This is a genomic window from Serratia plymuthica (genome assembly GCF_018336935.1).
GTDB classification, from domain to species: domain Bacteria; phylum Pseudomonadota; class Gammaproteobacteria; order Enterobacterales; family Enterobacteriaceae; genus Serratia; species Serratia plymuthica_B.
In genome coordinates, this window is sequence record NZ_CP068771.1 from 3903335 (window position 1) to 3924889 (window position 21555).

Here is a 21555-nt window from a genome sequence, read left to right on the forward strand (position 1 = left end):
GAAGAGGTTTAAGATGGCTCACATCGAAAAACAAGCTGGCGAACTGCAGGAAAAGCTGATCGCGGTAAACCGCGTATCTAAAACCGTAAAAGGTGGCCGTATTTTCAGCTTTACCGCACTGACAGTAGTTGGTGATGGTAACGGTCGCGTTGGTTTTGGCTACGGCAAAGCACGCGAAGTTCCGGCAGCGATCCAGAAAGCGATGGAAAAAGCCCGTCGCAACATGATGAATGTCGCGCTGAACAGCGGCACCCTGCAGCATCCTGTTAAAGGTGCTCATACGGGTTCCCGTGTGTTCATGCAGCCGGCTTCCGAAGGTACCGGTATTATTGCCGGTGGCGCAATGCGCGCCGTCCTGGAAGTCGCTGGGGTGCACAACGTATTGGCTAAAGCTTATGGTTCCACCAACCCGATCAACGTGGTTCGTGCAACTATTGATGCTTTGGCAAATATGAAGTCCCCTGAAATGGTCGCTGCCAAGCGTGGTAAATCCGTTGCAGACATTCTGGGGTAATTGACCATGGCTAAGACTATCAAAGTAACACAAGTTCGCAGCTCCATTGGCCGTCTGCCGAAGCATAAAGCTACACTGCTCGGTCTGGGTCTGCGTCGTATTGGTCACACCGTAGAGCGCGAGGATACTCCTGCTGTACGCGGTATGATCAACCTGGTTTCCTACATGGTTAAAGTTGAGGAGTAACAGATGCGTTTAAATACTCTGTCTCCGGCTGAAGGTGCCAAGCATGCGCCGAAGCGTGTAGGTCGTGGTATTGGTTCTGGCCTGGGTAAAACCGCCGGTCGTGGTCACAAAGGTCAGAACTCTCGTTCTGGCGGTGGCGTACGTCGTGGGTTTGAAGGTGGTCAGATGCCTTTATATCGTCGTTTGCCGAAATTCGGCTTTACCTCTCGCAAAGCTATGATCACGGCAGAAGTTCGTCTGTCTGAGCTGGCTCTTGTTGAAGGCGACGTAATCGACCTGAACGCGCTGAAAGCCGCTAACGTTGTTGGTATCCAGATCGAGTTCGTGAAAGTTATGCTTTCTGGCGAAGTCGCTCGTCCGGTTACCCTGCGTGGTCTGCGTGTCACCAAAGGCGCTCGTGCTGCTATCGAAGCTGCTGGCGGTAAAATTGAGGAATAAGTAGCAGATGGCTAAGCAACCAGGATTAGATTTTCAAAGTGCTAAAGGCGGGCTCGGCGAGCTGAAGCGCAGACTTTTGTTTGTAATCGGCGCGCTGATTGTCTTCCGTATCGGCTCTTTTATTCCGATTCCTGGTATCGATGCCACTGTGCTTGCCAAATTGCTCGAGCAGCAGAGAGGCACTATCATTGAAATGTTTAACATGTTCTCTGGTGGTGCCCTCAGCCGTGCTTCAATCTTTGCTCTGGGGATCATGCCGTATATTTCGGCATCGATCATTATCCAGCTGTTAACGGTGGTACATCCAGCGTTGGCAGAAATTAAGAAAGAAGGGGAGGCTGGCCGTCGCAAGATTAGCCAGTACACCCGTTACGGTACGCTAGTGTTGGCTATATTCCAGTCAATCGGTATTGCTACCGGTTTACCGAATATGCCTGGTATGCAGGGTCTGGTGTTAAATCCAGGCTTTGCATTCTACTTTACTGCAGTAGTTAGCTTGGTTACCGGGACAATGTTCCTGATGTGGCTGGGTGAGCAGATTACTGAACGCGGTATCGGTAACGGTATCTCGATCATTATCTTTGCGGGTATCGTAGCGGGACTTCCGCCGGCAGTAGCCCATACCATTGAGCAAGCTCGGCAAGGCGACCTGCACTTCCTCCTGTTGCTGTTGGTTGCAGTATTAGTGTTTGCAGTAACCTTCTTCGTTGTTTTCATCGAACGTGGTCAACGTCGTATCGTCGTTAACTATGCGAAACGTCAACAAGGGCGTCGTGTTTATGCAGCACAGAGCACACACTTACCGTTGAAAGTGAACATGGCAGGGGTTATCCCGGCAATCTTCGCTTCCAGCATTATTCTGTTCCCAGCCACGATCGCATCATGGTTTGGGGGCGGTACCGGTTGGAACTGGCTGACAACGATTTCGCTGTATTTGCAGCCAGGGCAACCGCTTTATGTGTTACTCTATGCATCTGCAATCATCTTCTTCTGTTTCTTTTACACGGCGTTGGTTTTCAACCCGCGTGAAACAGCAGATAACCTGAAGAAGTCCGGTGCCTTCGTACCAGGAATTCGTCCGGGAGAGCAAACGGCGAAGTACATCGATAAAGTAATGACGCGTTTAACCCTGGTGGGCGCGATGTACATTACTTTCATCTGCCTGATCCCGGAGTTCATGCGTGATGCAATGAAAGTACCATTCTACTTTGGTGGTACCTCGCTACTGATCGTGGTTGTCGTCATCATGGACTTTATGGCTCAAGTGCAAACTCTGATGATGTCAAGTCAGTACGAGTCTGCATTGAAGAAAGCAAACCTGAAAGGCTATAACCGCTAGTCAGGTGCGTTTGAGAAGTTACGGAGAGTAAAAATGAAAGTTCGTGCTTCCGTCAAGAAATTATGTCGTAACTGCAAAATCGTTAAGCGTAACGGTGTCGTTCGTGTGATTTGCAGCGCCGAGCCGAAGCATAAACAGCGTCAAGGCTGATTATCTCGCATATTTTTCTTGCAAAGTTGGGTTGAGCTGGCTAGATTAGCCAGCCAATCTTTTGTATGTAGCTGCAACATTATTTGAGTATCCTGAAAACGGGCTTTTCAGAATGGTGTTGCCGTATAAAATAGTAGGAGTGCATAGTGGCCCGTATAGCAGGCATTAACATTCCTGATCATAAACATACCGTTATCGCCTTAACGTCGATCTTCGGAATCGGTAAGACCCGTTCACAGTCTATCTGTGCATCTACGGGTATTGCTGAAAATGTTAAGATCAGTGAGCTGTCTGAAGAGCAAATTGAACAGCTGCGTGAAGCAGTCGCCAAATTCACTGTAGAAGGTGATTTGCGTCGTGAAGTTACCCTGAGCATCAAGCGTCTGATGGATCTTGGTACTTACCGTGGTTTGCGTCATCGTCGTGGTCTGCCAGTTCGCGGTCAGCGTACGAAGACCAACGCACGTACCCGTAAGGGTCCGCGTAAACCAATCAAGAAATAATCAGGGTGATTGAATAATGGCAAAGGCACCTGTTCGTACACGTAAGCGTGTAAGAAAACAAGTCTCTGACGGCGTGGCTCATGTCCATGCTTCTTTCAACAACACCATTGTAACTATTACCGATCGTCAGGGTAATGCATTGGGTTGGGCAACTGCCGGTGGTTCTGGTTTCCGTGGTTCTCGTAAGTCAACTCCGTTTGCAGCTCAGGTTGCAGCAGAACGTTGTGCTGACGCAGTAAAAGAATACGGTATCAAGAACCTGGAAGTTATGGTTAAGGGACCGGGTCCGGGTCGCGAATCAACTATTCGTGCTCTGAACGCCGCTGGTTTCCGCATCACTAATATTACTGATGTGACTCCTATCCCTCACAACGGTTGTCGTCCGCCGAAAAAGCGCCGCGTATAACGCTGCTTTTAGGTTAGTTGGAGAAAGAAAATGGCAAGATATTTGGGTCCTAAGCTCAAGCTTAGCCGCCGTGAGGGCACAGACCTGTTCCTGAAGTCTGGCGTTCGCGCGATCGATACCAAGTGTAAAATTGAGCAACCGCCTGGTCAACACGGTGCGCGTAAACCGCGTCTGTCTGACTACGGTGTACAGTTACGTGAAAAGCAAAAAGTTCGCCGTATGTACGGTGTTCTGGAACGTCAATTCCGTAACTATTATAAAGAAGCAGCACGCCTGAAGGGCAACACCGGTGCAAACCTGTTGCAACTGCTGGAAGGTCGTCTGGACAACGTTGTTTACCGTATGGGCTTCGGCGCTACTCGTGCAGAGTCACGTCAGTTGGTTAGCCACAAAGCAATTATGGTAAATGGTCGCGTTGTTAACATCGCTTCTTATCAGGTATCTCCGAATGACGTAGTCAGCATCCGCGAGAAAGCTAAAAAGCAATCTCGTGTTAAAGCTTCTCTGGAGCTGGCTGAGCAGCGTGAAAAGCCGACTTGGCTGGAAGTTGATGCTGCTAAGATGGAAGGCGTGTTCAAGCGTATGCCTGAACGTACCGATCTGTCTGCGGACATTAACGAACACCTGATCGTCGAGCTTTACTCCAAGTAAAGCTTAGTACCAAAGAGAGGACACAATGCAGGGTTCTGTGACAGAGTTTCTAAAACCGCGCCTGGTAGATATCGAGCAAGTCAGTTCGACGCACGCCAAGGTGACCCTTGAGCCTTTAGAGCGTGGCTTTGGCCATACTCTTGGCAACGCACTGCGCCGTATTCTGCTTTCATCTATGCCGGGTTGCGCGGTGACCGAGGTTGAGATTGATGGTGTACTGCATGAGTACAGCACCAAAGAAGGCGTACAGGAAGATATCCTGGAGATCCTGCTCAACCTGAAAGGGCTGGCGGTGAGAGTTCAAGGCAAAGACGAAGTTATTCTTACCCTGAATAAATCTGGCATTGGCCCTGTGACCGCTGCCGACATCACCCATGATGGTGATGTCGAAATCGTCAAGCCTCAGCATGTGATCTGCCACCTGACCGATGAGAACGCTGCTATCAGCATGCGTATCAAAGTTCAGCGCGGTCGTGGTTACGTGCCGGCTTCTGCCCGAATTCATTCGGAAGAAGATGAGCGCCCGATCGGTCGTCTGTTGGTTGACGCCTGCTATAGCCCTGTAGAGCGTATTGCCTACAATGTTGAAGCAGCGCGTGTAGAACAGCGTACTGACCTGGACAAGCTGGTTATCGAAATGGAAACCAATGGCACGATCGATCCTGAAGAGGCGATCCGCCGTGCGGCAACCATCCTGGCCGAACAACTTGAAGCATTCGTTGACCTGCGTGATGTACGTCAACCGGAAGTTAAAGAAGAGAAACCAGAATTCGATCCGATCCTGCTGCGCCCTGTTGACGATCTGGAATTGACTGTCCGCTCTGCTAACTGCCTTAAGGCAGAAGCTATCCACTACATCGGTGATCTGGTACAGCGTACCGAGGTTGAGTTGCTGAAAACGCCGAACCTGGGTAAAAAATCTCTTACCGAGATTAAAGACGTGCTGGCTTCACGTGGTCTGTCACTGGGCATGCGCCTGGAAAACTGGCCACCGGCAAGCATTGCTGACGAGTAACCGGATCACAGGTTAAGGTTTTACTGAGAAGGATAAGGTCATGCGCCATCGTAAGAGTGGTCGTCAACTGAACCGTAACAGCAGCCACCGCCAGGCTATGTTCCGTAACATGGCCGGCTCTTTGGTTCGTCATGAGATCATCAAGACGACCCTGCCAAAAGCGAAAGAGCTGCGTCGCGTTGTTGAGCCGCTGATTACTCTTGCCAAGACCGACAGCGTAGCTAATCGTCGTCTGGCATTCGCCCGTACTCGTGATAACGAGATCGTGGCAAAACTGTTTAACGAGCTGGGCCCGCGTTTTGCGAGCCGTGCCGGTGGTTACACTCGCATTCTGAAGTGTGGCTTCCGCGCAGGCGACAACGCGCCGATGGCATACATCGAGCTGGTTGATCGTGCTGAGTCTCAAGCAGAAGTGGCAACTGCAGAGTAATCTGTAGATGCGTAAAAAAACCGGGCTTGCCCGGTTTTTTTACGTCCAAAGCCGGCCAAATGTGCTCTCTTTCCCCGTTGGTCTTAAGTTCCCCCTCCCCATCCGCTATGCTATCCCTGTTAATCAGGCTAACTGAGGCTTTATGCCATGTGGTTACTCGATCAGTGGGCGGAGCGCCATATTCTCGACGCTCAGGAAAAAGGCGAGTTCGACGATCTGCCGGGCCAGGGGCAACCGCTGGTGCTGGATGATGACAGTGCGGTGCCTGCAGAATTGCGTAGCGGGTTTCGCCTGCTGAAGAACGCCGGCTATTTGCCGCCGGAACTGGAAGATCGCAAAGAGGCGCTAACCCTTGCGAAACTGCTGCAGGAGATTGGCAGCCAGCATGCAGACTATGCCGAGCTCAGTAAACGGATGGCGCTGTTGGAGCACCGTTTGCGTCAGGCGGGAATGAGTACCGATTTCCTGCATGGCGACTATCGGCGTGCGCTTGACGGTAAATTCACTCGGGAGGAAAAGTAATGTTCAAAATTGGTCAGTTGGCCAAACTCGCGGACGTAACGCCGGACACGGTGCGTTACTACGAAAAGCAGGGCATGATGGATCACAATGTCCGCACAGAGGGTGGCTATCGGCTGTATAGCGATCAGGACCTGCAGCGCCTGCGTTTTATCCGCTATGCCAAACAACTTGGTTTCACTTTGGAAACTATCGCTGAACTGCTATCGATCCGAGTCGATCCTGAACATCATACCTGCCAGGAATCCAAATCGATCGTTGAAGCGCGGCTTGGTGAGGTAGAGAACAAGCTGACTGAGTTGATGCGGATGCGCGAATCGTTAAAGCGGTTGAGTGATGCCTGCTGTGGCACCGCCCATACCAGCAGCTATTGTTCAATTTTGGAAGCGCTGGAGCAGGGAGCCAGTGAAGAGAAGGCAAAAAAAGGCGCGTAAAAGGACTCGCAGCTCTTTAATTTTTATACGTCCGGCAGTATTATCTGCTCGTTTTATAACCCTAGTTTCTACAGGAGCATTACCGTGACTAAATACCGTCATACTAAAGGCCAGATACAGGACAACGCGATTGAAGCACTGCTGCATGATCCGTTATTCCGCCAACGGATAGAGAAAAATAGTAAAGGGAAAGGCAGCTATCGGCGTAAAGACAAACACGCAAAAGGCGGTAACTGGGAGGCCAGTGGCAAGTTATCTAACGATAATTTGCCACTGGCCTTCTGGTTTTAAGACATTAAAAAAGCCATCTGATTACGATGGCTTTTTATTAGTATAAGACAAACGGATTTATAGTTTTGGCTGTTGCTGCTGGCTCAACAAATCACGAATTTCAGTAAGCAGTTTTTCTTCAGCAGTTGGCGCAGGCGGGGCTGCCGGCTCTTCTGCCTGCTTGCGACGCATTTTGTTCATTAATTTAATGGCCAGGAAAATAGCGAAGGCAACGATAACGAAATCAAAAACGGTCTGGATGAATGAACCATAGTTCATCACCACGGCTGGAATGGTACCCTGGGCTTCCCGCAGTACCAGGTGGAATTGCTTGAAATCTACGCCGCCAATCAGTAAACCCAGCGGTGGCATGATGATATCTGCAACGAAGGACGATACGATTTTACCGAAAGCAGCACCGATAATCACACCCACTGCCAGATCAACCACGTTGCCACGCATGGCAAATTCGCGGAATTCTTTTAACATACTCATAGCACACCCCTCAAAGAAATTAACAACACAAGTTTAACAAAGCAATTTCCCTTTGCCACATAAGGAGAGAAAAGTCTTTATCTCTCCCTACGGCAGCAAATATCTACCTGATTATAGACTATTGCTTAATACATTTGTTCTACAGGAAGAATGGGCTTGGCTGGAACAAGCGCTCAACGTCAGGAACGTACTTTTTGTCAGTAATAAACATAATGACATGGTCGCCCTGTTCAATCTTGCTGCTGCCATTAGCAATAATAACGTCGTCACCTCGTACAATCGCGCCAATGGTGGTGCCTGGTGGCAATTTAATATCTTCAACGATGCGGCCAACCACTTTTGACGTACTTTCGTCACCGTGCGCTATGGCTTCGATAGCTTCCGCTACACCGCGGCGTAGCGATGAAACGCTGACGATATCCGCTTTACGCACATGGCCTAATAATGCGGAAATCGTCGCCTGTTGTGGGGATATAGCAATATCGATTACGCTGCCCTGCACCAGATCGACGTAAGCGCGGCGCTGAATCAGCACCATTACTTTTTTGGCGCCCATACGTTTGGCTAGCATGGCGGACATAATGTTGGCTTCGTCATCATTGGTAATGGCAATAAAGACGTCTACCTGATCAACGTGCTCTTCCGCCAGCAGCTCCTGGTCAGAGGCATCGCCATAAAACACTATGGTGTCATGCAATTGCTCGGCCAGCTCTGCCGCGCGTTGCTGATTACGTTCAATCAGCTTTACGTTGTAAGATTTTTCTAACCGTTGCGCCAAGCCTGCACCTACATTGCCGCCACCGACAATCATGATGCGTTTATAAGGTTTTTCCAGCCGTTGCAGTTCACTCATCACGGCTCGAATATGCTGTGAGGCGGCAACAAAAAACACCTCGTCCCCGGCTTCGATAATGGTAGAACCCTGCGGCCGAATTGGTCGGTCCTGGCGGAAGATCGCGGCGACGCGAGTATCAATGTGTGGCATATGTTCACGCATTGCGGACAATGCGTTACCTACCAGCGGACCGCCGTAGTAGGCTTTCACCGCTGCAATACTGACCTTGCCTTCGGCAAAATTGACAACCTGCAGCGCGCCCGGGTATTCAATTAATTTATAAATGTAATCAATAACCAGCTGCTCTGGTGAAATCAGATGATCAATAGGCACGGCTTCCGGCTGAAATAGCTTTTCCGATTCGCGGATATATTCCGGCGCTCGGATACGTGCAATGCGGTTAGGCGTATTAAACAGCGAGTAGGCTATCTGGCAGGCAATCATGTTGGTTTCGTCAGAGTTGGTAACGGCAACCAACATATCTGCGTCTTCCGCACCTGCTTCACGCAACACGCGCGGGTGGGAGCCATATCCCTGCACGACCCGTAGATCAAATTTATCCTGTAACTGACGCAGGCGGCCTGAATCGGTATCCACGACGGTGATATCGTTATTTTCACCCACCAGGTTTTCTGCCAGCGTTCCACCAACCTGACCTGCACCAAGAATAATTATTTTCATTTGGTTCTCTGCTTCACACTGAAACCGCTGAATATTATCTGAAAGGGCGCAACAAGCGCGCCCTGAGTACCGAACTGCTACAGTTTAATCAGCTTAGCGTAAAAGAAGCCATCCCCATCCTCTGGATGCGGAAGATTCTGTCGACCGGGCCGTTGTTCGTCACCCGTTTCAACCAACCTGGCATCGGAATGACGCTGGAGGAAGGCGGCAATTTGCTCAGCGTTTTCCGCCGGCAGGATAGAACAGGTGGCATACACCATCACGCCACCGTTTTTGAGGTGTGGCCAAATGGCCTCGATGATTTCAGCCTGTAACTTTGCCAGCTCAGCGATGTCGCTGTCTCGGCGCAACCATTTGATATCTGGATGGCGGCGGATTACGCCGGTAGCAGAGCAAGGAGCGTCCAATAAAATGCGATCGAATTGCTTATCACCACACCATTGTTGTGGGGTGCGGCCATCACCCAATTTCACTTCGGCGTGTAAACGCAGGCGCTGCAGGTTTTCTTTGACCCGGCCGAGGCGTTGTTCATCGATATCCACCGCCATCACATGGGCTTTGGGGGCAGCCTCCAGAATGTGAGTTGTTTTACCGCCTGGAGCCGCACACAGATCGAGGATCTGTTCTCCGTCTTGCGGATCCAGCAGATCGATACAGCCTTGCGCGGAGGCGTCTTGCACCGTGACCCAGCCTTCGGCAAAACCAGGCAGATCGGTAACGGCGCAGGGTGTCAGCAGACGCAGCGCATCAGGGTATTCCGCATGTGGCTCTGCGGCAATGCCTGCCTGCTCCATCAGTTGCAAGTAACCTTCGCGAGTGTGATGAAGGCGGTTGACGCGCAACCACATTGGCGGCTTCTGGTTATTGGCATCAATAATCTGTTCCCACTGTGCGGGATAAGCCTGTTGGATGCGTTTTAATAGCCAACTTGGGTGCAGGTAGCGGCTGTCGTTATTGGCGGCGCGCTGCAGTAATTCTTCCTGCTGGCGCTGAAACTGGCGCAATACGCCATTGATCAAGCCCTTAAGCTGTGGCCGTTTCAGTGCTACTGCGCCTTCCACCGTTTCCGCCAGCACTGCGTGAGCAGGGATGCGGGTATACAGAAGCTGATATAAGCCAACCATCAGCAAATAATGCAGCGTGCGCTGCTTGCCGGTCATTGGTTTTGCCATTAATTGCTGAATACACCATTCAAGCTGCGGCAGCACACGCAGGGTGCCGAAACACAACTCCTGCAACAGCGCGCGGTCCTTGTCAGAAATGGTCTTTTGCAGGGCCGGCAGGACAGTACTGAGTGACTGACCCTGATCCAGCACTTGGCCGATGGCTTTTGCAGCGTGGCTTCGGAGATTGTAATTGTTTTTCATAGGCTTAAGCTGATAACGATCGGTATTAAGAGAGAAACAACCCGACGATGACCGGTCGGGTAGTAGGGGGCTTTATAACCGGTTACCCGGTGCAAACCATTCGCGGCGTGAGTTCAAGAGGTCTTGCGCCGACATGGGTTTTTTACCCGCCGGTTGCAACTGCGTCAGGTTAAGAATCCCGTCGGCGGTAGCCACCTGAATACCGTGCTTGTCGGCATGGATGATGGTGCCAGGTTCTGCGCCAGGCGTTTCCGCCAGCACCGTAGCCTGCCACACTTTCACCGGTTGATCGTCAATGGTGAAATAGCTGACCGGCCATGGGTTAAAGGCGCGGATGCAGCGTTCAAGCTGTGCAGCGGACAGGCTCCAGTCCAGGCGGGCTTCTTCCTTGCTCAGCTTCTCGGCGTAAGTGACAAGCGTTTCATCCTGCACTTCACGTCGTGCCGTACCTTCGGCCATTTGCTGCAATGTGGTCAGCATGCCTTGCGGGCCGAGTTTTGCCAGCTTGTCGTACAGGCTGGCGCTGGTGTCATCGGCTTCGATTGGGCAAGCGATCTTGTGCATCATATCGCCGGTGTCGAGTCCCACGTCCATCTGCATGATGGTGACGCCAGTTTCGCTGTCGCCAGCCCAGAGTGAACGTTGAATGGGGGCTGCCCCACGCCAACGCGGCAACAGTGAACCGTGCACGTTGATGCAACCGAGGCGCGGCATATCCAGCACCGATTTCGGCAGGATCAGGCCATAGGCCACCACCACCATTACATCGGCGTTGAGATCGGCAACCAGATGCTGATTCTCTTCCGGGCGCAATGATTTGGGCTGAAACACCGGCAGTTGGTGCTGTTGGGCCAGTACTTTGACCGGGCTGGGCGTCAGTTTGTTACCTCGCCCTGCCGGGCGATCAGGTTGGGTAAATACCCCGACAATCTGGTGCCCAGATGACAACAGCGCGTCAAGGTGACGCGCTGCGAAGTCTGGAGTTCCGGCAAAAATAATCCGTAAAGTGTCAGACACGTTGATTTCCTGCTCGGTTAGGCGCGTGCGTTCAGCTTGGCCATTTTTTCCAGTTTCTGACGGATACGCTGGCGCTTCAGCGGCGACAAATAATCGACGAACAGCTTGCCCATCAGGTGATCCATTTCGTGCTGGATACAGATGGCCAACAGGTCATCGGCTTCGAGCTCGAAAGATTTGCCGTCACGGTCCAGCGCTCTGATTTTCACATTGGCGGCGCGCGGAACTAAGGCACGCTGCTCAGGAATGGAAAGACAGCCTTCTTCGATCCCGGTTTCGCCGCTTTTTTCCAGCAGTTCCGGGTTGATCAGCACGAGGCGCTGATCGCGGTTTTCAGAAACGTCAATGACGATAATCCGCTGATGGATATCCACCTGTGTTGCAGCCAGGCCAATGCCTTCCTCTGCGTACATGGTTTCAAACATATCATCCACGATGCGCTGGATAGTCGCGTTGACTTCTTTTACCGGGGCCGCAACTTTGCGTAGCCGCTCGTCTGGGTAATGTAATACCTGCAATACTGACATATATCTTGAGATCTGTTTCCGAGTGATAAACGAGGTTTAGCTTCTATTCTAGACATTTCCCTGCCTGATTGACAGCATTGCGCACCAATTGCTCGAATTGATAAAACCACCGTTTTCTGCGAGGGGGACTGGCGATGCAGGCAGAGGAAATTGGCTTACGAATGCACGGGGTTACTGGATTGGGTGCCGCTCAGGCCAGCCAGATGATACGGCAGATGGTCGCTGCAGGGGGCGATCCTTCTCGTTTGTTACGGTCATTGGGGCTGGATGACCGGCAGCAGACGCAGTTTCGCCAGATGGAGCCGCGTCATCTGGCCGCCACGCTCGCCTGGCTGGAACAGCCCGACAACGTGCTGTTGACCTATGGTGAGGCCGGTTACCCCGAACAATTGCTTCCTATCGACGATGCCCCTCTGCTGCTGCTGGTAAAGGGCAACCCAGAGGCTTTGCGGCAACCGCAAATCGCCATGGTCGGTAGTCGTCAGTTCAGTCATTACGGCGAACATTGGGGCCGCTATTTTTCCACCGGGCTGGTGCATTGCGGTTTTACCGTCACCAGCGGGTTGGCCATCGGTATTGACGGCATTTGCCACCGTGCGGCGCTGGAGGCGGAAGGCGGCACGGTGGCCGTATTGGGGAGCGGTCTTGCCAATATCTATCCGCGCCGGCATCGTCACTTGGCCGAACAAATTGTCGAAAACGGCGGGGCGGTAATCTCGGAGTATCTGGTTACCGACCTGCCAATGGCCGATCACTTTCCGCGTCGTAATCGCATTATTAGCGGTCTAAGCCTGGGTGTGGTGGTGATTGAGGCCTCTCTACGCAGCGGAACGCTGATTACAGCCCGCTATGCGCTGGAACAAGGTCGTGAAGTCTTCGCGCTTCCTGGCGCTCTGGGCAACCCGATGAGTGAAGGAACGCATTGGTTGATCCAACAGGGAGCCTACCTGGTCACGGGGCCGAAAGAGGTAGCCGAACAACTGGGAAGCGGCCTGCATTGGCTATCGTTGAACGAAAATACAACTATTTGTGCGTCTGAGGCCGAAGTTGAATTGCCATTTGCTGATGTGTTGGCTAACGTAGGAGATGAGGTGACACCTGTTGACGTCGTCGCTGAACGTGCCGGCCAACCTGTGCCAGAAGTGGTAATCAAGTTACTCGATCTGGAGTTAGCAGGGTGGATCGCAGCTGTACCCGGCGGCTATGTCCGAATAAGGAGGGCAGGCCATGTTCGACGTACTCATGTACTTGTTTGAAACTTATATCCACAATGAACCAGAGATGCGCGTCGATCAGGATCAACTGACCGATGATCTCGCTCAGGCGGGGTTTCATCGGGATGATATCTACAACGCGTTGAATTGGCTTGAAAAACTCGCTGACCTGCAGGAAGGCGAAAATGCGCCCTATTTTATGGATGCCGATCCGCTGGCAATGCGGATCTACACCGAAGAAGAAGGCGTGCGTTTGGATGCCAGTTGCCGTGGTTTCCTCCTGTTCCTTGAACAGATTCAAGTATTGAACCTCGAAACCCGTGAAATGGTTATCGATCGTGTTATGGCTTTAGATAACACGGAATTCGATCTCGAAGATCTGAAATGGGTGGTGCTGATGGTGCTGTTTAATATCCCAGGGTATGAAAGCGCCTATCAGCAAATGGAAGAACTGTTGTTTGAAGTAAACGAAGGTTATCTGCACTGAGCCGGTAACACGCATAGAAGATGTTATGACAAAAACAGCGATTTTTGCCGCCAGGCAAAATGAACCCTGTCCGGAATGCGGGGCCGAGTTGGTGATCCGCAGTGGTCGCCACGGCCCCTTTCTCGGCTGCTCTCGTTATCCCGAATGTCAACATATCCGGCCGCTTAAAGCGCAGGCCGATGGCCATATTGTCAAGGTGTTGGAGGGGCAGGAGTGCCCGAAATGCCAGGCAACATTGGTGTTGCGCCAGGGGCGTTACGGCATGTTTGTCGGCTGCAGCAACTATCCGGAGTGCGATCACACTGAAGTGATCGACAAGCCGGATGAAACCAGCATCAGCTGTCCGCAATGCGGCCAGGGGAAACTGCTGCAGCGCAAGTCACGCTACGGCAAGGTATTCCATTCCTGCGATCGCTATCCTGAATGCCAGTTTGCCCTCAATTTTAAACCTGTCGCCGGTGAGTGCGAATACTGTCACTACCCACTGCTGATGGAGAAACGCACGGCAAAAGGGCCAACCCTTTGCTGCGCCAGTAAACTTTGCGGAAAACCCGTAGTCACCACAGAATAATGACATCATGAGCTCTGAATTCACTTCTATCTTAACGCCAATGATTGACGCGCTGCATAACCAGCAGGTCATTGCTTACCCGACCGAGGCGGTATTTGGCCTGGGATGCGATCCTGACAGTGAGCTGGCGGTCAACGCCTTATTGGCTCTGAAACAGCGTCCCTGGGAAAAAGGGCTGATCCTGATTGCGGCTGATTACGCGCAGCTAACACCCTATATTGATGATGGCGCTCTGAGCGAACAGCAGCGCGCTGCAATGTTTGCCACTTGGCCAGGCCCGGTGACCTGGGTTATTCCCGCACGGCCTGAAACGCCTCGGCTGCTGACCGGCCGTTTCAATTCATTGGCGGTGCGTGTCAGCGATCATCCATTGGTGCAACAGCTGTGCCGGCAATTTGGCAAACCGCTGGTGTCGACCAGCGCCAATCTGAGCGGGCAAGAGCCTTGCCGCAACGCCGATGAGGTCTTGCAACAGTTTGGCGCCGCATTCCCGGTATTAGCCGGCAGCGTAGGCGGTCGCCTTAATCCTTCCGAAATCAGAGATGTCTTGACCGGCGAGCAGATCCGTCAGGGCTAGAGGTTATATGCATGGAGAAGTTTGCGGTATTCGGCAACCCTATCGGCCACAGTAAATCTCCGCATATTCATGCGTTGTTTGCCGCTCAGACTGGATTGGAACATCCTTACGGTAGAGTGCTGGCGCCGCTTGACGGTTTTGAAACCACTCTGCAGGCCTTTATCCAGGCGGGCGGCCAAGGAGCTAACGTCACGGTCCCCTTTAAAGAGCAGGCCTATAAGGTTGCCACGGAGCTGAGTGAGCGAGCTTCGCTGGCGGGTGCGGTAAATACGCTGAAAGTACTGCCGGAAGGCCGCTTGCTGGGGGATAACACCGACGGGATCGGTTTACTGACAGATCTTGAACGCCAGCAGTTGATCCAGCCGAAGGATCGTATTTTGCTGGTGGGGGCTGGTGGTGCGGCTCGCGGGGTGATCCTGCCACTTTTGTCCTTCGGCTGCGAGGTGGTTATCGTCAACCGTACTTTCAGCCGCGCGCAACTGCTGGCGCAAGCATTCTGTCATCTGGGCGAAATATCCGCATTGCCAATGAATAAACTCGGTCAACGGCAGTTTGATTTGGTGATTAACGCCACGGCGTCTGGCATCAGCGGAGAGATCCCGGCATTGCCGGCCGGTACGGTTAACGCGCATACCCGCTGTTATGACATGTTTTATCAGCAGGGATTAACACCGTTTTTGGCCTGGGCGCAGCAACAGGGCGTGAAAGAGTATGCCGACGGTCTGGGGATGCTGGTGGGGCAGGCTGCCCATTCGTTCCTGTTATGGCATGGCGTTATGCCGGAAATCGAACCGGTGCTGCATCAACTGCGCAGCGAATTGGCGGCATAGGTTGCTTCCCGTTCCCTATACCTATATAGGGAACGGGATCGTTCAGATGTCTTCCGACAGATATTCGTCTTTCCAGCGTACGTAGTTAGTCGAAGAGTAAAGCAGCCCCTCTAATTCAGCGGCGCTCAGCGGACGAATTTGGCGCGCCGGGCTGCCCATATAGAGATAGCCGCTTGCCAGACGTTTGCCCGGAGCGACCAGACTTCCGGCACCAATCATCACATCATCTTCTATTACTGCTCCATCCAGCAGGATCGATCCCATTCCTACCAGTACTCGATTGCCGATCGCGCAGCCGTGCAGCATCGCTTTGTGCCCGACGGTAACGTCTTCACCAATCAACAACGGGTAGCCTTCGGGGTTATGATCAGACTTATGGGTAACATGCAGCACGCTGCCATCCTGAATATTACTGCGTGCGCCGATCTTTACGGCGTTCACATCGCCGCGGATGGCAACCAATGGCCAGATACTGACGTCATCGGCCAGTTCAACGTTGCCGATCACTACGCTGGAAGGGTCGATCATCACGCGTTGACCCAGTTGAGGGGAGTAATGAAGATAAGAACGTACTGCATCGGACATGAAAATAACCTCAGATCGGGATCATATTTACCGGCAATACTAGACGTTGGCGGTGGAATTACAACCAATGGACGCGAAGGATCCTGCGAAAAATGGCCCTGTTCGTGCAAGATCCACCCGAAAGGGCTGAAAAGTGTGCAAACGGAAAGAAAAGATCAAGAAAGGGGTTGTGCAAAAAAAACGGATCCCTATAATGCGCCTCCATCGACACGGAACATGTGAACAACTTCACAGAGTCTCCGGGGTTCGAAGAGAAAAAATCCTGAAAATTAGGGTTGACTCTGAAAGAGGAAAGCGTAATATACGCCACCTCGAGATAGCAAGCTACGGCGGCTAACTCACTGCTCTTTAACAATTTATCAGACAATCTGTGTGGGCACTCCACAAGACGATATCCAGAACCTTCGGGTTCGAAAAAATATCAAGTCTTGAAGAGTGACTACTGAAGTAAAATTCATTTAGTAACCTTTGAGCATCGCTTCACGAGTTGAAGCAAATCGAACTTTTAAATTGAAGAGTTTGATCATGGCTCAGATTGAACGCTGGCGGCAGGCCTAACACATGCAAGTCGAGCGGTAGCACAAGAGAGCTTGCTCTCTGGGTGACGAGCGGCGGACGGGTGAGTAATGTCTGGGAAACTGCCTGATGGAGGGGGATAACTACTGGAAACGGTAGCTAATACCGCATAACGTCTACGGACCAAAGTGGGGGACCTTCGGGCCTCACGCCATCAGATGTGCCCAGATGGGATTAGCTAGTAGGTGGGGTAATGGCTCACCTAGGCGACGATCCCTAGCTGGTCTGAGAGGATGACCAGCCACACTGGAACTGAGACACGGTCCAGACTCCTACGGGAGGCAGCAGTGGGGAATATTGCACAATGGGCGCAAGCCTGATGCAGCCATGCCGCGTGTGTGAAGAAGGCCTTAGGGTTGTAAAGCACTTTCAGCGAGGAGGAAGGGTAGTGTGTTAATAGCACATTGCATTGACGTTACTCGCAGAAGAAGCACCGGCTAACTCCGTGCCAGCAGCCGCGGTAATACGGAGGGTGCAAGCGTTAATCGGAATTACTGGGCGTAAAGCGCACGCAGGCGGTTTGTTAAGTCAGATGTGAAATCCCCGCGCTTAACGTGGGAACTGCATTTGAAACTGGCAAGCTAGAGTCTTGTAGAGGGGGGTAGAATTCCAGGTGTAGCGGTGAAATGCGTAGAGATCTGGAGGAATACCGGTGGCGAAGGCGGCCCCCTGGACAAAGACTGACGCTCAGGTGCGAAAGCGTGGGGAGCAAACAGGATTAGATACCCTGGTAGTCCACGCTGTAAACGATGTCGATTTGGAGGTTGTGCCCTTGAGGCGTGGCTTCCGGAGCTAACGCGTTAAATCGACCGCCTGGGGAGTACGGCCGCAAGGTTAAAACTCAAATGAATTGACGGGGGCCCGCACAAGCGGTGGAGCATGTGGTTTAATTCGATGCAACGCGAAGAACCTTACCTACTCTTGACATCCAGAGAATTCGCTAGAGATAGCTTAGTGCCTTCGGGAACTCTGAGACAGGTGCTGCATGGCTGTCGTCAGCTCGTGTTGTGAAATGTTGGGTTAAGTCCCGCAACGAGCGCAACCCTTATCCTTTGTTGCCAGCGATTCGGTCGGGAACTCAAAGGAGACTGCCGGTGATAAACCGGAGGAAGGTGGGGATGACGTCAAGTCATCATGGCCCTTACGAGTAGGGCTACACACGTGCTACAATGGCGTATACAAAGAGAAGCGAACTCGCGAGAGCAAGCGGACCTCATAAAGTACGTCGTAGTCCGGATTGGAGTCTGCAACTCGACTCCATGAAGTCGGAATCGCTAGTAATCGTAGATCAGAATGCTACGGTGAATACGTTCCCGGGCCTTGTACACACCGCCCGTCACACCATGGGAGTGGGTTGCAAAAGAAGTAGGTAGCTTAACCTTCGGGAGGGCGCTTACCACTTTGTGATTCATGACTGGGGTGAAGTCGTAACAAGGTAACCGTAGGGGAACCTGCGGTTGGATCACCTCCTTACCTAATGATATTGATTCGCGTGGCGTGCTCACACAGATTGTCTGATGAAAAAGTAATGAGCAAAAGCGCTACCTGTTGATGTAATGAGTCTCTGACTCATGCTGATACGAACCGATTAAAACGTTCAGTTTAATCGGATTTTCGTGTCCCCATCGTCTAGAGGCCTAGGACACTGCCCTTTCACGGCTGTAACAGGGGTTCGAATCCCCTTGGGGACGCCAATCCGATAATGAGTGAAAGACATTATCACCGGTGAGTCATCACCGAAAACATCTTAAAGATGACTCTTGCGAGTCGTGTTTAAGATATTGCTCTTTAACAATCTGGAACAAGCTGAAAATTGAAACATGACAGCTGAAACTTATCCCTCCGTAGATGTATTGGGATAAGGATTAACCTGTCATAGAGTCTCTCAAATGTAGCAATGCGAACGATGGAAACATCTTCGGGTTGTGAGGTTAAGTGACTAAGCGTACACGGTGGATGCCTAGGCAGTCAGAGGCGATGAAGGGCGTGCTAATCTGCGAAAAGTGTCGGTAAGGTGATATGAACCGTTATAACCGGCAATACCCGAATGGGGAAACCCAGTGTGTTTCGACACACTATCGTATGGTGAATACATAGCCATACGAGGCGAACCGGGGGAACTGAAACATCTAAGTACCCCGAGGAAAAGAAATCAACCGAGATTCCCCCAGTAGCGGCGAGCGAACGGGGAACAGCCCAGAACCTGAATCAGTTTGTGTGTTAGTGGAAGCGTCTGGAAAGTCGCACAGTAAAGGGTGATAGTCCCGTACACTAAAATGCACATTCTGTGAGTTCGATGAGTAGGGCGGGACACGTGACATCCTGTCTGAATATGGGGGGACCATCCTCCAAGGCTAAATACTCCTGACTGACCGATAGTGAACCAGTACCGTGAGGGAAAGGCGAAAAGAACCCCGGCGAGGGGAGTGAAATAGAACCTGAAACCGTGTACGTACAAGCAGTGGGAGCACCTTCGTGGTGTGACTGCGTACCTTTTGTATAATGGGTCAGCGACTTATATTTTGTAGCAAGGTTAACCGTATAGGGGAGCCGTAGGGAAACCGAGTCTTAACTGGGCGAATAGTTGCAAGGTATAGACCCGAAACCCGGTGATCTAGCCATGGGCAGGTTGAAGGTTGGGTAACACTAACTGGAGGACCGAACCGACTAATGTTGAAAAATTAGCGGATGACTTGTGGCTGGGGGTGAAAGGCCAATCAAACCGGGAGATAGCTGGTTCTCCCCGAAAGCTATTTAGGTAGCGCCTCGTGAACTCATCTTCGGGGGTAGAGCACTGTTTCGGCTAGGGGGCCATCCCGGCTTACCAAACCGATGCAAACTCCGAATACCGAAGAATGTTATCACGGGAGACACACGGCGGGTGCTAACGTCCGTCGTGAAGAGGGAAACAACCCAGACCGCCAGCTAAGGTCCCAAAGTCATGGTTAAGTGGGAAACGATGTGGGAAGGCATAGACAGCCAGGATGTTGGCTTAGAAGCAGCCATCATTTAAAGAAAGCGTAATAGCTCACTGGTCGAGTCGGCCTGCGCGGAAGATGTAACGGGGCTAAACCATGCACCGAAGCTGCGGCAGCGACGCTTAGCGTTGTTGGGTAGGGGAGCGTTCTGTAAGCCGTTGAAGGTGGCCTGTGAGGGTTGCTGGAGGTATCAGAAGTGCGAATGCTGACATAAGTAACGATAAAGCGGGTGAAAAACCCGCTCGCCGGAAGACCAAGGGTTCCTGTCCAACGTTAATCGGGGCAGGGTGAGTCGACCCCTAAGGCGAGGCCGAAAGGCGTAGTCGATGGGAAACAGGTTAATATTCCTGTACTCGGTGTTACTGCGAAGGGGGGACGGAGAAGGCTAGGCTAGCCGGGCGACGGTTGTCCCGGTTTAAGCGTGTAGGGGGAGAGAATTGGTAAATCCGTTCTCTTATTCAACCCTGAGGCGTGATGACGATGCACTACGGTGCAGAAGTAGTTGATGCCAAGCTTCCAGGAAAAGCCTCTAAGCATCAGGTAACACAGAATCGTACCCCAAACCGACACAGGTGGTCAGGTAGAGAATACCCAGGCGCTTGAGAGAACTCGGGTGAAGGAACTAGGCAAAATGGTGCCGTAACTTCGGGAGAAGGCACGCTGGCGCGTAGGTGAAGAGACTTGCTCTCGGAGCTGAAGCCAGTCGCAGATACCAGCTGGCTGCAACTGTTTAATAAAAACACAGCACTGTGCAAACACGAAAGTGGACGTATACGGTGTGACGCCTGCCCGGTGCTGGAAGGTTAATTGATGGGGTCAGCCGCAAGGCGAAGCTCTTGATCGAAGCCCCAGTAAACGGCGGCCGTAACTATAACGGTCCTAAGGTAGCGAAATTCCTTGTCGGGTAAGTTCCGACCTGCACGAATGGCGTAATGATGGCCAGGCTGTCTCCACCCGAGACTCAGTGAAATTGAACTCGCTGTGAAGATGCAGTGTACCCGCGGCAAGACGGAAAGACCCCGTGAACCTTTACTATAGCTTGACACTGAACATTGAGCCTTGATGTGTAGGATAGGTGGGAGGCTTTGAAGCGTGGACGCCAGTCTGCGTGGAGCCAACCTTGAAATACCACCCTTTAATGTTTGATGTTCTAACTCGGCCCCGTAATCCGGGGTGAGGACAGTGTCTGGTGGGTAGTTTGACTGGGGCGGTCTCCTCCCAAAGAGTAACGGAGGAGCACGAAGGTTAGCTAATCACGGTCGGACATCGTGAGGTTAGTGCAAAGGCATAAGCTAGCTTGACTGCGAGAGTGACGGCTCGAGCAGGTACGAAAGTAGGTCTTAGTGATCCGGTGGTTCTGAATGGAAGGGCCATCGCTCAACGGATAAAAGGTACTCCGGGGATAACAGGCTGATACCGCCCAAGAGTTCATATCGACGGCGGTGTTTGGCACCTCGATGTCGGCTCATCACATCCTGGGGCTGAAGTAGGTCCCAAGGGTATGGCTGTTCGCCATTTAAAGTGGTACGCGAGCTGGGTTTAGAACGTCGTGAGACAGTTCGGTCCCTATCTGCCGTGGGCGTTGGAAGATTGAGAGGGGTTGCTCCTAGTACGAGAGGACCGGAGTGAACGCACCACTGGTGTTCGGGTTGTCATGCCAATGGCACTGCCCGGTAGCTAAGTGCGGAAAAGATAAGCGCTGAAAGCATCTAAGCGCGAAACTTGCCTCGAGATGAGTCTTCCCTGGGCCTTTAAGGCCCCTGAAGGAACGTTTAAGACTAAGACGTTGATAGGCTGGGTGTGTAAGTGCAGCGATGCATTGAGCTAACCAGTACTAATGATCCGTGAGGCTTAACCTTACAACACCGAAGGTGTTTTGATTTGAGAGATTTTCAGCGAAGTTCCGAGATTGGTTTCGATGGCGACACGAGAGTGAAGCGGTTGGAATGAAACAGAATTT

General features: G+C 52.0%; 24 protein-coding genes, 1 tRNA gene and 2 rRNA genes. 21 read left to right on the top strand and 6 right to left on the bottom strand.

Annotation, left to right across the window (positions count from 1 at the left end):
- Window positions 1-13: 13 nt before the first annotated feature.
- The 13 genes from rpsE to JK621_RS18270 all read left to right on the top strand — a co-directional run bounded on the left by rpsE (window position 14) and on the right by JK621_RS18270 (window position 6876).
- Complete coding sequence (rpsE, locus tag JK621_RS18210; protein ID WP_004956164.1) at window positions 14-514, top strand: 30S ribosomal protein S5; 501 nt, start codon at window positions 14-16, stop codon at window positions 512-514.
- A gap of 6 nt (window positions 515-520) precedes the next feature.
- Entirely contained in the window at window positions 521-700 is a 180-nt protein-coding gene (rpmD, locus tag JK621_RS18215) for a 50S ribosomal protein L30 (protein ID WP_004956161.1), read from the top strand.
- A gap of 3 nt (window positions 701-703) precedes the next feature.
- Entirely contained in the window at window positions 704-1138 is a 435-nt protein-coding gene (gene rplO / locus JK621_RS18220; protein ID WP_004951135.1) for a 50S ribosomal protein L15, read from the top strand.
- A 7-nt stretch (window positions 1139-1145) separates the two neighbouring features.
- On the top strand, window positions 1146-2477 hold the full coding sequence (secY, locus tag JK621_RS18225; protein WP_004929740.1) for a preprotein translocase subunit SecY: 1332 nt from the start codon (window positions 1146-1148) through the stop codon (window positions 2475-2477).
- 33 nt (window positions 2478-2510) lie between these two features.
- A complete protein-coding gene (rpmJ, locus tag JK621_RS18230; protein WP_002227352.1) occupies window positions 2511-2627 on the top strand; it encodes a 50S ribosomal protein L36 in 117 nt (38 codons plus the stop codon).
- A gap of 146 nt (window positions 2628-2773) precedes the next feature.
- On the top strand, window positions 2774-3130 hold the full coding sequence (gene rpsM, locus JK621_RS18235; protein ID WP_004951130.1) for a 30S ribosomal protein S13: 357 nt from the start codon (window positions 2774-2776) through the stop codon (window positions 3128-3130).
- Window positions 3131-3146: 16 nt separating this feature from the next.
- Complete coding sequence (gene rpsK / locus JK621_RS18240; RefSeq protein ID WP_004951128.1) at window positions 3147-3536, top strand: 30S ribosomal protein S11; 390 nt, start codon at window positions 3147-3149, stop codon at window positions 3534-3536.
- A 30-nt stretch (window positions 3537-3566) separates the two neighbouring features.
- A complete protein-coding gene (gene rpsD, locus JK621_RS18245) occupies window positions 3567-4187 on the top strand; it encodes a 30S ribosomal protein S4 (RefSeq protein ID WP_004951125.1) in 621 nt (206 codons plus the stop codon).
- Between the two features lie 25 nt (window positions 4188-4212).
- Window positions 4213-5202 (top strand): DNA-directed RNA polymerase subunit alpha, encoded by a 990-nt coding sequence (locus tag JK621_RS18250; protein ID WP_002919219.1) that lies wholly within the window; start codon window positions 4213-4215, stop codon window positions 5200-5202.
- A gap of 40 nt (window positions 5203-5242) precedes the next feature.
- Window positions 5243-5632: a 50S ribosomal protein L17 gene (gene rplQ / locus JK621_RS18255; protein WP_004929726.1), complete on the top strand. Its 390-nt coding sequence runs from the start codon at window positions 5243-5245 to the stop codon at window positions 5630-5632.
- Window positions 5633-5779: 147 nt separating this feature from the next.
- On the top strand, window positions 5780-6154 hold the full coding sequence (locus JK621_RS18260; protein WP_212557090.1) for a DUF1992 domain-containing protein: 375 nt from the start codon (window positions 5780-5782) through the stop codon (window positions 6152-6154).
- Window positions 6154-6585 carry a Zn(2+)-responsive transcriptional regulator gene (gene zntR / locus JK621_RS18265; RefSeq protein ID WP_212557091.1) on the top strand — a complete coding sequence of 144 codons (432 nt, stop codon included), beginning with the start codon at window positions 6154-6156 and terminating at the stop codon, window positions 6583-6585. The genes JK621_RS18260 and zntR overlap by 1 nt, the downstream gene beginning before the upstream one ends.
- Window positions 6586-6669: 84 nt before the next feature.
- Complete coding sequence (locus tag JK621_RS18270) at window positions 6670-6876, top strand: alternative ribosome-rescue factor A (RefSeq protein WP_065506707.1); 207 nt, start codon at window positions 6670-6672, stop codon at window positions 6874-6876.
- Between the two features lie 57 nt (window positions 6877-6933).
- On the opposite strand, the gene mscL is transcribed toward JK621_RS18270, so the two are convergent.
- The 5 genes from mscL to def form a co-directional block, all read right to left on the bottom strand.
- A complete protein-coding gene (gene mscL, locus JK621_RS18275; RefSeq protein WP_212557092.1) occupies window positions 6934-7350 on the bottom strand; it encodes a large-conductance mechanosensitive channel protein MscL in 417 nt (138 codons plus the stop codon).
- A gap of 139 nt (window positions 7351-7489) precedes the next feature.
- Entirely contained in the window at window positions 7490-8866 is a 1377-nt protein-coding gene (gene trkA / locus JK621_RS18280; protein ID WP_065506705.1) for a Trk system potassium transporter TrkA, read from the bottom strand.
- A 77-nt stretch (window positions 8867-8943) separates the two neighbouring features.
- A complete protein-coding gene (rsmB, locus tag JK621_RS18285) occupies window positions 8944-10233 on the bottom strand; it encodes a 16S rRNA (cytosine(967)-C(5))-methyltransferase RsmB (RefSeq protein ID WP_212557093.1) in 1290 nt (429 codons plus the stop codon).
- Between the two features lie 72 nt (window positions 10234-10305).
- On the bottom strand, window positions 10306-11250 hold the full coding sequence (gene fmt / locus JK621_RS18290; RefSeq protein WP_212557094.1) for a methionyl-tRNA formyltransferase: 945 nt from the start codon (window positions 11248-11250) through the stop codon (window positions 10306-10308).
- A gap of 17 nt (window positions 11251-11267) precedes the next feature.
- Window positions 11268-11777, bottom strand: coding sequence for a peptide deformylase (def, locus tag JK621_RS18295; RefSeq protein WP_212557095.1), 510 nt, complete (start codon window positions 11775-11777; stop codon window positions 11268-11270).
- Window positions 11778-11911: 134 nt separating this feature from the next.
- Between def and dprA the strand changes: the two genes are divergently transcribed.
- The 5 genes from dprA to aroE are packed head-to-tail and all read left to right on the top strand — an operon-like array spanning window position 11912 to window position 15456.
- Window positions 11912-13033 (top strand): DNA-protecting protein DprA, encoded by a 1122-nt coding sequence (dprA, locus tag JK621_RS18300; protein WP_212557096.1) that lies wholly within the window; start codon window positions 11912-11914, stop codon window positions 13031-13033.
- A complete protein-coding gene (smg, locus tag JK621_RS18305) occupies window positions 13005-13478 on the top strand; it encodes a DUF494 family protein Smg (RefSeq protein WP_012147203.1) in 474 nt (157 codons plus the stop codon). The genes dprA and smg overlap by 29 nt, the downstream gene beginning before the upstream one ends.
- Before the next feature lie 25 nt (window positions 13479-13503).
- Window positions 13504-14049, top strand: a complete 546-nt coding sequence (locus JK621_RS18310; RefSeq protein WP_212557097.1) for a DNA topoisomerase family protein — start codon at window positions 13504-13506, stop codon at window positions 14047-14049.
- A 7-nt stretch (window positions 14050-14056) separates the two neighbouring features.
- Window positions 14057-14626 carry an L-threonylcarbamoyladenylate synthase type 1 TsaC gene (tsaC, locus tag JK621_RS18315; RefSeq protein ID WP_212557098.1) on the top strand — a complete coding sequence of 190 codons (570 nt, stop codon included), beginning with the start codon at window positions 14057-14059 and terminating at the stop codon, window positions 14624-14626.
- Window positions 14627-14637: 11 nt separating this feature from the next.
- Window positions 14638-15456 (top strand): shikimate dehydrogenase, encoded by an 819-nt coding sequence (aroE, locus tag JK621_RS18320; protein WP_212557099.1) that lies wholly within the window; start codon window positions 14638-14640, stop codon window positions 15454-15456.
- Window positions 15457-15498: 42 nt separating this feature from the next.
- Here the strand turns inward: aroE and JK621_RS18325 are convergent, their stop codons facing one another.
- Window positions 15499-16041, bottom strand: a complete 543-nt coding sequence (locus JK621_RS18325; protein WP_212557100.1) for a gamma carbonic anhydrase family protein — start codon at window positions 16039-16041, stop codon at window positions 15499-15501.
- Window positions 16042-16548: 507 nt separating this feature from the next.
- On the opposite strand from JK621_RS18325, the gene JK621_RS18330 reads away from it, so the two are divergent.
- The 3 genes from JK621_RS18330 to JK621_RS18340 all read left to right on the top strand — a co-directional run bounded on the left by JK621_RS18330 (window position 16549) and on the right by JK621_RS18340 (window position 21454).
- Window positions 16549-18090, top strand: a 16S ribosomal RNA gene (locus tag JK621_RS18330).
- A gap of 145 nt (window positions 18091-18235) precedes the next feature.
- Window positions 18236-18311: transfer RNA gene (locus JK621_RS18335), tRNA-Glu, on the top strand.
- 235 nt (window positions 18312-18546) lie between these two features.
- A 23S ribosomal RNA gene (locus tag JK621_RS18340) occupies window positions 18547-21454 on the top strand.
- The 16S and 23S rRNA genes sit together here with 1 tRNA gene alongside, the layout of an rRNA operon.
- Window positions 21455-21555: the final 101 nt, after the last annotated feature.